This is a genomic window from Sphingomonas sp. CCH9-F2, from assembly GCF_001556735.1.
Lineage (GTDB): Bacteria > Pseudomonadota > Alphaproteobacteria > Sphingomonadales > Sphingomonadaceae > Sphingomonas > Sphingomonas ginsenosidimutans.
Genome location: NZ_LSJO01000200.1, coordinates 1 through 9,992, shown reverse-complemented (window position 1 = coordinate 9,992; position 9,992 = coordinate 1). Strand labels below are relative to the sequence as shown.

General features: G+C 67.7%; 12 protein-coding genes and 1 pseudogene. 8 read left to right on the top strand and 5 right to left on the bottom strand.

All coding sequences use genetic code 11. The features are described 5' to 3' along the window. Positions 1-119, bottom strand: a 119-nt coding sequence (locus AX685_RS20910) for a rod shape-determining protein (RefSeq protein ID WP_197418508.1), incomplete at its 3' end; no start/stop codon positions are given. Between the two features lie 147 nt (positions 120-266). On the opposite strand from AX685_RS20910, the gene mutL reads away from it, so the two are divergent. Then, on the top strand, positions 267-2,072 hold the full coding sequence (mutL, locus tag AX685_RS05845; RefSeq protein WP_066486361.1) for a DNA mismatch repair endonuclease MutL: 1,806 nt from the start codon (positions 267-269) through the stop codon (positions 2,070-2,072). A gap of 641 nt (positions 2,073-2,713) precedes the next feature. Here the strand turns inward: mutL and AX685_RS05840 are convergent. Beyond that, positions 2,714-3,232, bottom strand: a complete 519-nt coding sequence (locus AX685_RS05840; protein WP_197418507.1) for a GAF domain-containing protein — start codon at positions 3,230-3,232, stop codon at positions 2,714-2,716. 137 nt (positions 3,233-3,369) lie between these two features. Between AX685_RS05840 and AX685_RS21450 the strand changes: the two genes are divergently transcribed. Beyond that, a complete protein-coding gene (locus tag AX685_RS21450) occupies positions 3,370-3,558 on the top strand; it encodes a hypothetical protein (RefSeq protein ID WP_156445696.1) in 189 nt (62 codons plus the stop codon). A 143-nt stretch (positions 3,559-3,701) separates the two neighbouring features. Here AX685_RS21450 and rplI read toward each other — a convergent pair whose 3' ends face one another. From rplI to rpsF, 3 genes are read right to left on the bottom strand one after another with little or no spacing between them, the layout of a single operon-like run. Beyond that, a complete protein-coding gene (rplI, locus tag AX685_RS05835) occupies positions 3,702-4,298 on the bottom strand; it encodes a 50S ribosomal protein L9 (RefSeq protein WP_066486352.1) in 597 nt (198 codons plus the stop codon). Between the two features lie 12 nt (positions 4,299-4,310). Further along, positions 4,311-4,535: a 30S ribosomal protein S18 gene (gene rpsR / locus AX685_RS05830; protein WP_007403456.1), complete on the bottom strand. Its 225-nt coding sequence runs from the start codon at positions 4,533-4,535 to the stop codon at positions 4,311-4,313. Continuing rightward, entirely contained in the window at positions 4,535-4,948 is a 414-nt protein-coding gene (gene rpsF, locus AX685_RS05825) for a 30S ribosomal protein S6 (protein WP_066486351.1), read from the bottom strand. Before rpsF ends, rpsR begins: the two co-directional genes overlap by 1 nt. A 214-nt stretch (positions 4,949-5,162) precedes the next feature. Between rpsF and fabD the strand changes: the two genes are divergently transcribed. From fabD to mltG, 6 genes and pseudogenes are all read left to right on the top strand, one after another. Next, positions 5,163-6,122: an ACP S-malonyltransferase gene (gene fabD, locus AX685_RS05820; protein WP_066486350.1), complete on the top strand. Its 960-nt coding sequence runs from the start codon at positions 5,163-5,165 to the stop codon at positions 6,120-6,122. Positions 6,123-6,156: 34 nt separating this feature from the next. Next, positions 6,157-6,454 (top strand): annotated as a pseudogene (locus AX685_RS23420) (GxxExxY protein); the annotation flags it as partial. A 121-nt stretch (positions 6,455-6,575) separates the two neighbouring features. After that, on the top strand, positions 6,576-7,319 hold the full coding sequence (gene fabG, locus AX685_RS05810; protein WP_066486349.1) for a 3-oxoacyl-[acyl-carrier-protein] reductase: 744 nt from the start codon (positions 6,576-6,578) through the stop codon (positions 7,317-7,319). Positions 7,320-7,437: 118 nt separating this feature from the next. Next, on the top strand, positions 7,438-7,674 hold the full coding sequence (locus tag AX685_RS05805) for an acyl carrier protein (RefSeq protein WP_066486348.1): 237 nt from the start codon (positions 7,438-7,440) through the stop codon (positions 7,672-7,674). 163 nt (positions 7,675-7,837) lie between these two features. After that, positions 7,838-9,094, top strand: a complete 1,257-nt coding sequence (gene fabF, locus AX685_RS05800) for a beta-ketoacyl-ACP synthase II (RefSeq protein WP_066486346.1) — start codon at positions 7,838-7,840, stop codon at positions 9,092-9,094. A 13-nt stretch (positions 9,095-9,107) separates the two neighbouring features. Then, positions 9,108-9,992: endolytic transglycosylase MltG (mltG, locus tag AX685_RS05795; RefSeq protein ID WP_066486339.1), on the top strand; the 885-nt coding region annotated here is incomplete at its 3' end.

The following is a 9,992-nucleotide window of genomic DNA, read 5'->3' as shown; positions in this document are numbered from 1 at the left end:
ACCACCGACGGTTCGTTCAGGACGATGCCGCGCCCGCGCACGTAGACGACGGTGTTCGCCGTGCCGAGGTCGATCGCCATGTCGTGCGAGGTCATCTTGAACAAGCGCGAGAATATCATTGACGTTGCTGTCCGTTGTTCGGGTCGCCGGCGTGCGACCGGCAAGGGTTCGCCTGTATCCTGACCACGTGACACCATCGGTATCATGTCGAACGAAGGCGTCTTCCGGGGTCGCGGGATGCGGCGGCTTGGGCTAGGGACTGCCTCGTGTCAATACGCCGTCTCCCTTCGCATCTGGTCAATCGTATCGCCGCCGGTGAAGTGGTGGAAAGACCGGCCAGCGCGTTGAAGGAGCTGGTCGAGAATGCGATCGACTCGGGCGCGGGGCGGATCGCAGTCGCGCTGTCCGCCGGGGGCGTCGAGCGGATCGAGGTCGCCGACGACGGCTGCGGCATGACCCCGGAGGAGATCGCGCTGGCGCTGGAACGCCACGCCACCTCCAAGCTGCCCAATGAGGATATCGATCGCGTCGTCACGCTCGGCTTCCGGGGCGAGGCGCTGCCCTCGATCGCCTCGGTCGCACGGCTGACGATCGAGAGCCGGCCGGGGGGTAGCGACGGCTGGTCGCGCACCGTCGACAATGGTGTGGTCGAACGCGACGGCCCCGCCGCGCTGCCGCCGGGAACGCGCGTGGTGGTCGACGGGCTGTTCGCGCGCGTGCCGGCGCGGCGCAAGTTCCTGCGCTCGCCGCGCGCCGAATATGCCGCCTGCCTCGACGTTGTGCGGCGGCTGGCGATGGCGCGCCCCGACATCGCCTTTTCCGTCGAGCACGACGGGCGCCGCGTCCTGTCGGTGGCGGCGGCGGAGGGGCGGCCGGCACGGGTGGCGGCGCTGACCGATCGCGCGCTGGCGGACAATTCGGTGGCGATCGACCTGGAACGCGACGGCCATGTGCTGGGTGGGGTCGCCGGGCTGCCGACCTTCCACCGCGGCGTGGCGGACCATCAATATCTGTTCGTCAACGGCCGGCCGGTGAAGGACCGGCTGCTGATCGGCGCGATCCGCGGCGCCTATGCCGAGATGATGCCGCGCGATCGCCATGCGGTGGTCGCGCTGTTCCTCGACGTCCCGCCCAGCGAGGTCGACGTCAACGTCCACCCGGCCAAGACCGAGGTGCGCTTCCGCGACCCCGCGTTGGTGCGCGGGATGATCGTCTCGGGCCTGCGCCGCGCGCTGGATGCCGCGGGGCACCGGGTGGCGCACGATGCGCCCGCCGACGTGATGGCGCTCTGGCAGCCGGAACAGACAAGCCCCCTCCCCACCGGGGAGGGGGTTGGGGGAGGGGCCGGTGTCTCACCGAGCGATCCCTTTGCGGCTGCCCCTCACCCGTCGGGGGGCGGTTCATATCTCAACGACCGCCGCCCGACCTTCTTCGCACCCCCGCCCGCTGCGCGCGCCGAGCCGGCGTGGGGCGCGCCGCCGGAGGCAGGCGACTTCCCGCTGGGCGTCGCGCGCGGGCAGGTGGCGAAGACCTATATCGTCGCGGAGGCGGCGGACGGGCTGGTGCTGGTCGACCAGCATGCCGCGCACGAACGGCTGGTGCTGGAACGGATGCGCGCGGCGCTGGCCGGCGGGCGCGTCGCGTCGCAGGCGCTGCTGCTGCCCGAGGTGGTCGAACTGGACGAGCCGGCGTGCGACCGGCTGGAGGCGCGCATCGCCGAGCTGGCCGATTTCGGGCTGGAGCTGGAACGGTTCGGCGCGCGCGCGATGCTGGTTCGCGCGACGCCCGCGCTGCTGGGGCAGGGCGATCCGAAGGGGCTGGTCATCGACCTGGCCGACGAACTGGCGGCTTATGACCAGGCGCTGTCGCTGCGCGAGCGGCTCGATGCGGTGGCGGGCACGATGGCGTGCCACGGCTCGGTCCGCGCCGGTCGCGTCCTGTCGGTGGCGGAAATGAACGCGCTGCTGCGCGAGATGGAGGCGACGCCGCATTCGGGCCAGTGCAACCACGGGCGCCCGACGTGGGTGAAGTTGCAGATGGGGGATGTGGAGCGGCTGTTCGGGCGGAGGTGAGGGGGGAAGGCCAATGCGGACTACGCCCAATTGTAGCCGCCCTACAGGCCGAAATCGCGTCCTGAATCGTATCGTCAATCCATGGCGCACCGCCCCGATTTGTCCAATTTTCAAGCAACCCCAAAAGGGACGGGTGGGCCAAAGTATGCGCGGCTTTTAAGGTCGCATAACCGCATTCATCGCGGGCCAGTTCACGAGCGAGGAGCGGCAGAGCTAGATCTCTGTCTCGATCAACAAGTCCCTCCAACGCTTCGCCACGAATACAAGGTTCCACGTCGTCTGTGGCGGCTATTAATGCGTCCCGAACCTCGGACGTATCAATTTTGTGCATCGCCAAGATCATGGTTGCCCAATCTCGGTTCGACACGTCGTCGTCTTTGGCAAAAGCGATAAGCAGCGCGAGGTTGGCGTTGCCTTCGGGGCTGCCAGAGAGAGGCACATCGCCTTCGGCTGCCATCCAGATGAAGTCCGACTTGGGCAGGTATGGCTCGTTCATTTGGAACGCTATACCGCGTACCGTTTAACGACGGCTATCCACCAAAGCCAGACGTTGCCGTCTTGGAATGTGCATGCTGTTGGATGAATTCCGACAATGTAGATGAACGGCCCTGCCGTGAAGGCTCCCGACCGGCGCGCGCCCCTCAAACCGGCCGCAATTGCTCCAGCCGCTTCACCGCGAGGCGGGCGAGTTCCGACAGGCGGCGGCGTTCGGCGGGGCGGAGCGGGTCGCGCGGGGTCGAATCGATGACGCACAACATGCCTAGCGTCAGCCCGTCGTCATCCACGAGCGGCGCCCCGGCGTAGAAGCGCAGCAACTGCGTGCCGGCCAGCATCGGATTGTCGGCGAAGCGCGGATCGCGCCATGCGTCGGGGATGCAGAACACGTCCTCGTCCGTGTCGGTGGCCAGGATCGCATGGCCGCACAGCGACGCGCGCCGACTGTAGGGGCCGGTCGGCATTCCTTCCGCGGCGATCAGATACTGCCAGTCGCGATAGACGATCGACACCGCCGCCATCGACGTGTGCAGCACGGCACTCGCCTCCGCGACCAGCGCCTGCAACTGGGGGTCGTTGCGGATCAGCAATGCGCCCGATCGTTCGACCGCGCGTTCGCGCCGCGGTTCCTCCGGCGAACGGGAGGGCGGCTCATATATGGTCACTCCCATCCGCGTTCTCCGCGTGTGTGTGGACAGGTCTTGCCATGGCGGTTGGGACAGGGCCAGTGACATTTGTTCCAAAACGGTAGCGATTACAGCGTGTTCATCGTCCGTGCGTTCGCACGTCGGCCGCGCAGGCGGTGCCGCTGCCGGATCTGCCCGTGCGCGATTATTCGTTCCGCCCGCCGCAACCTTTGCGCGGCACCGGCATTGAGCACCACGAACCGGCTACCGGTTGTCGAAGGGCAGACATGAAGCAGATTTTTCCCTTGGTCCTGGCCATCGTTCCGCTCGTCGCCGTGCTCGGCGCGTGCGTCGCGGTGCCCTGACCCACGAGCCCCCCGGGCGTCGCATCCCCCCCCGCTAGCGGCGCCCAACGGAAAGGCCCGCCTGGAGCGATCCAGGCGGGCCTTTTTGTATCCCGCTCCCGCCCAGGGGCGGGGGTGGGGCGAGGAAGGAAAAGCGCGGGGGATCAGCCCTGCGCTTCCTCCTCCTCCTGAACCTCGGCGGTCGCGCCCGGCTCGGCATTGGGATCGTAATCCTCGGTGAAGCCGCCCTGGTCGCGGCCTTCCTCGAAGACCTGCGCCATGACGTCGACGCCGGCCGCCTGCATCTCGGCCTCTTCGGGCGAGCGCGCGACGTTCACCTTCACAGTGACGGCGACTTCCGGGTGCAGCTGCACCCGCACGTCGTACACGCCGATCGCCTTGATCGGGCGGTCGAGCACGATCTGGCTCTTGGTCACCTTGTGACCATCGGCCTGCAGCGCCTCGACCAGGTCGCGAACCGCGACCGAGCCGTACAGCTGGCCGACGTTCGACGACTGACGGATCAGCGTGACCGACGCGTCCTTGAACGAACCGGCTTCCTTCTCCGCGTCGGTACGACGCGCGGCGTTGTCGCTTTCGATGCGGGCACGATTGGCCTCGAACACCTTGCGGTTTGCCTCGTTGGCGCGCAGCGCCTTCTTGCGCGGCAGCAGGAAGTTGCGGGCGAACCCGTCCTTCACCTTCACCACGTCGCCGATGCCGCCGAGCTTCTCGACGCGCTCAAGCAGAATGACGTCCATCTGCTCTTCTCCTTACTTCACGACGTAGGGCAGCAGGCCCAGGTGGCGGGCACGCTTGATCGCCTGCGCCAGCTCGCGCTGCTTCTTGGCGCTCACCGAGGTGATGCGCGACGGAACGATCTTGCCCCGCTCGGACACGAAGCCCTGCAGCAGTCGGACGTCCTTATAGTCGATCCGCGGCGCATCCTTGGCGCTGAACGGGCACGACTTGCGGCGGCGGAAAAACGGGCGCGCCATTATGCGTTCTCCTCTTCACGGTCGCGACGCGGACGCTCGCCGCGGTCACCGCCGCGCTCGCCACGATCGGCGCGACGCTCGCGATCGCGCTCCTGCTTGCGCATCATCACCGACGGGCCGGCTTCGTGGCCGTCGACGCGGACGGTCATGTAGCGGATCACGTCTTCGTTGATGCTGGTCTGACGCTCCAGCTCGGCGACGGTGTCGCCCGGTGCGTCGATCTCGAGCATCACGTAATGCGCCTTGCGGTTCTTCGCGATGCGATACGCCAGGCTGCGCAGGCCCCAGGTCTCGGTCTTGACGACCGTGCCGCCGTGGTCGGCGACGATCTTCGTGGCGGATTCCGCCAGCGCGTCCACCTGCGCCTGTGCCAGATCCTGGCGCGCAAGGAACACGTGCTCGTACAGAGCCATGTCTTTCCTCTATGTTGGCCGATCGCTGACATGGCCCCGTGCCATGCCCCTCCGGCTGTCGTCTTCAAATCAACGGCAAACGGGCGGGAACGGCATCGCCATCCCGCCCGAAGCGGCGTGCCCTATGGCGTATCGCGGCGGCAAAGGCAAGTCGCCGCGGTTGACCGGCGGCGCAAGTGCGGCCTAGCAGCGCGCCAGTCAAAGGAGTTGGGATATGCGCGCGTTCATCTTTCCGGGGCAGGGCAGTCAGGCGGTCGGCATGGGCGTGGCGCTCGCCGATGCGTCCGCGGTGGCGCGCGAGGTGTTCGGCGAGGTCGACGAGGCGCTCGGCCAGAACCTGCGCCGGCTGATGGCCGAGGGGCCGGCGGACGAACTGACGCTGACCGAGAATGCCCAGCCCGCGATCATGACCAACGCGATCGCGACGCTGCGCGTGCTGACGCGCGAGGGCGGGGTGACGCTGTCCGGCAAGGCCGATTATGTCGCGGGCCATTCGCTGGGCGAATATAGCGCGCTGTGCGCCGCCGAGGCGCTGGACCTGTCCACCACCGCGCGGCTGCTGAAGCTGCGCGGGCGTGCGATGCAGGCGGCGGTGCCGGTCGGCGAGGGCGCGATGGCCGCGCTGCTGGGCGCGGATGTCGAGAAGGCGCAGGTGATCGCCGGTGCCGCGGTCGATTCGATCCTGGCGGAGGGTGGCGCGGAGCTGGTCTGCACCGTCGCCAACGACAACGATCCGTCGCAGGTGGTGATCTCCGGTCATCGCGTGGCGGTGGAGCGCGCGGTCGCGCTCGCCAAGGAAATGGGCGCCAAGCGTGCGGTGCTGCTGCCGGTGTCGGCGCCGTTCCACTGCCCGCTGATGGAGGATGCCGCGCGCGCGATGGAGGCGGCGCTGGCCGATGCCGACCTGCGCGCGCCGCTGGTCCCGGTCTTCGCCAACGTCGATGCCGCGGCGGTCGCCGATCCCGGCGCGATCCGTGCGCTGCTGGTCGAACAGGTGACCGGCCGCGTGCGGTGGCGCGAATCGGTGTTGGCGATGGTCGCGGCGGGGGTGACCGAGTTCGTCGAGTTCGGCGGCAAGGTGCTGTCCCCGATGGTCAAGCGCATCGCGCCGGATGCGGAAGCGACCAGCGTCGTTTCGATGGACGATATCGAGGCGTTGTTGAAGAAGATGTGATGTTCACGCGGAGGCGCGGAGACGCGGAGAAGAAGTGAGGGACATCGACGCCATCAGCGGTGAGGTTCTCGATCTTGCGTGGCGTCTCCACCGCGAGCTTGGGCCGGGGCTGCTGGAGAGCGTGCACGAAACGGTCATTGCGGGGCGTCTGGCGACAATGGGGTATTCCGTCTCCCGGCAGCATTCGGTGGACATTCATTTCGACGGGCACGTCTTTCCGGCGGCGTTTGCTGATCGACGGTCGGCTGGTCGTCGAGATAAAGTCCGTTGAGAAGCTGTTGGCGGTACATGCCAGGCAGTTGCTGACGTATCTTAGGCTCGTCGAGCAGCCTGTCGGGCTGCTCATCAATTTCGGGGGCGAGACGCTGAAGGAAGGCGTGCGACGGGTGGTCAACAACCATCGCTCCTCCGCGTCTCCGCGCCTCCGCGTGAACCAAAACAACGGAGAATGAGATGTTCGACCTTACAGGCATGACCGCGCTGGTCACCGGCGCATCGGGGGGGATCGGGTCGGCGATCGCGAAGGGGCTGGCGGCGCAGGGTGCGCGGCTGGCAGTGTCGGGGACGAACGTGGCCAAGCTGGAGGCGTTCCTGGCCGAACTGGGCGGGGGGGGGCACGTGGCCGTGCCGTGCGACCTGTCGGATGCCGCCGCGGTCGACGCGCTGGTGCCGCAGGCGGTCGAGGCGCTGGGCGGGCGGATCGACATCCTGGTCAACAACGCCGGCGTCACGCGCGACAACCTGGCGATGCGGATGAAGGACGACGAATGGGATCAGGTGATCCGCGTCAACCTGGAGGCCGCGTTCCGGCTGATCCGCGCCGCCGCCAAGCCGATGATGAAGCAGCGCTTCGGGCGTGTGGTGTCGATCACCTCGGTCGTCGGGCAGACCGGCAATCCGGGGCAGGCGAACTATGCCGCGTCCAAGGCCGGGCTGGTCGGCATGTCCAAGGCGCTGGCGCAGGAACTGGCCAGCCGCAACATCACCGTCAATTGCGTCGCGCCCGGCTTCATCCGCTCGGCGATGACCGACGTGCTGCCCGACGCACAGAAGCAGGCGTTGACCGCGCGCATCCCCGCCGGCGACCTCGGCACCGGCGAGGATATTGCCGCCGCAGTCGTCTATCTGGCGTCCAGGGAGGCCGGTTACGTCACCGGCCAGACCATCCACGTCAATGGCGGAATGGCGATGGTCTGACCCCGATACGGGTGGGATCACCGCGCGGTCGCCACGCACACCCTTGTCAGGCCGCGCCCCCCGTTCTACCTGCGTTCAGCAATTCCGTATTTACCCCCCAAGTTAGAGAGGGAATAACATGAGCGAGACCGCCGACCGCGTGAAGAAGATCGTCGTCGAGCATCTCGGCGTCGAAGCCGAAAAGGTGACCGAGGACGCCAGCTTCATCGACGATCTGGGCGCGGACAGCCTCGACATCGTCGAGCTGGTCATGGCGTTCGAGGAAGAGTTCGGGGTGGAAATCCCGGACGACGCCGCCGAGAAGATCTCGACCGTCAAGGACGCGATCACCTACATCGACGAGCACAAGGGCTAAGCCCGAAGCGCCGGGCGGGCGGGCCATGCCCTTGCCAACGCCCGGCCATCGACCGATGTGAGCGGCTTTCCATCCTTTCCAGAAAGGGGTGGGAAGCCGTTTCATTTTGAAGAACCGTCCGTGCAGGGGAGTGGCGCGGCATACGGTAGTTGAAGGGAAGCCTATGCGTCGCGTCGTCGTCACCGGACTTGGCCTCGTCACCCCGCTGGGTGCGGATGTCGAAACCGTCTGGGCCAATCTGATCGCCGGAAAGTCCGGGGCCGGGCCGATCACGCGCTTCGACACCACGGGGCAGAAATGCACCATCGCGTGCGAGGTGAAGCCCAGGGACCACGAATATGGCTTCGACCCCGACCAGCGCGTCGATCACAAGATCCAGCGGCAGGTCGATCCGTTCATTATCTATGGCATCGATGCCGCCGGGCAGGCGCTGGAGGATGCCGGGCTTACCGACATGGACGAGGCGACGAAGCTGCGCGCGGGCGTGTCGATCGGCTCGGGGATCGGTGGGCTGCCGGGGATCGAGATCGAATCGGTCAACCTGCACGAGCGCGGGCCGGGCCGCGTCAGCCCGCATTTCGTCCACGGGCGGCTCATCAACCTGATCTCGGGTCAGGTCAGCATCAAATACGGACTGATGGGGCCGAACCATGCGGTGGTCACCGCCTGCTCCACCGGCGCGCATTCGATCGGCGATGCCGCGCGGATGATCAAGGACGACGACGCCGACATCATGCTGGCGGGCGGCGCGGAAAGCACCGTCAACCCGCTGGGCGTCGCCGGCTTCGCGCAGGCGCGCGCGCTCAACATGAGCATGAACGATCGTCCGACGGAGGCGAGCCGCCCCTATGACAAGGATCGCGACGGCTTCGTGATGGGCGAGGGCGCGGGTGTCGTCGTGCTGGAGGAATATGAGCACGCCAAGGCGCGGGGCGCGAAAATCTATGCCGAGGTCGTCGGCTACGGCCTGTCGGGCGATGCCTATCACGTCACCGCGCCGCACCCGGAGGGCAAGGGCGCGGAACTGGCCATGCGGATGGCGCTGCGCAAGGCCGGCATGGGGCCGGGCGATATCGACTATATCAACGCCCACGGCACCTCGACGATGGCCGACACGATCGAGCTGGCCGCGGCCAAGCGCGTGTTCGGCGACGATTTGTCGGGCGCGTCGATGTCGAGCACCAAGTCGGCGATCGGCCACCTGCTGGGCGGCGCGGGCGCGGTGGAGAGCATCTTCTGCATCCTGGCGCTGCGCGATCAGGTAGTGCCGCCGACGCTCAACCTCCACAACCCGGACGAGGGGACCGAGGGCGTCGACCTGGTGCCGCTGGTCGCGAAGAAGCGCCCGGTGCGCGCGGTGCTGAACAATTCGTTCGGCTTCGGCGGGACCAATGCCTCGCTGGTGATGAAGGCGGTCTGAGGAGACGATCGAAATGCGCAGGGTCGGCTGTATCGGGCTGATCGCCGGCCTGCTGATCGTGATCGCCGGATGGTGGGCGGTGCAGGGCTGGAAGGGGCACGGGCCCTCCGAACGCGCCACCACCGTTACCATCGCGCAGGGCGCGACGCTGGCGGCGGCGGCGCGCGAACTGGAGCGCGCGGGCGTCATCGCCTCGGCCGGGCGGTTCCGCGCTCAGGCGCGGCTGTTCGGTGCGGGAACCGCGATCAAGGCGGGCGAATATGCCTTCCCCGCAAAGGTCAGCGCATCGGAAGTGCTGTCGATCCTGCAGGGCGGGAAGGCGGTGCAGCGCGTCGTGATCGTTCCCGAAGGGCTGCCGTCGGTGCTGGTGCACGACCGGCTGATGGCGGCCGACGGGCTGACCGGCAACGTCGGGGTACCGGCGGAAGGGTCGGTGCTGCCCGACGGCTACGCCTTCGAACGCGGCGATACGCGCGCGGCGGTGCTGGCGCGGATGCAGGCGGCGATGACCCGCTATCTCGCGGCGGCGTGGAAGGCGCGCAAGCCGACCACCGTGGTCACGACCCCGCGGCAGGCGATCATCCTCGCCTCGATCGTCGAGAAGGAAACCGGCAAGCCGGCGGAACGCCGCGCGGTCGCCGCGGTCTATTCCAACCGCTTGCGGCTCGGGATGCCGCTACAGGCCGATCCGACGGTGATCTATCCGATCACCAGGGGCCGGCCGCTGGGCCGCCGCATTCGCCAGTCGGAACTGCGCGCGAAGAACGGCTACAACACCTATTCCAGCCCAGGCCTGCCGGTGGGGCCGATCGCCAATCCCGGCCGGCTGTCGATCGACGCGGTGCTGGATCCCGCCGCGTCGAAGGCGCTGTATTTCGTTGCGGACGGCAGCGGCGGG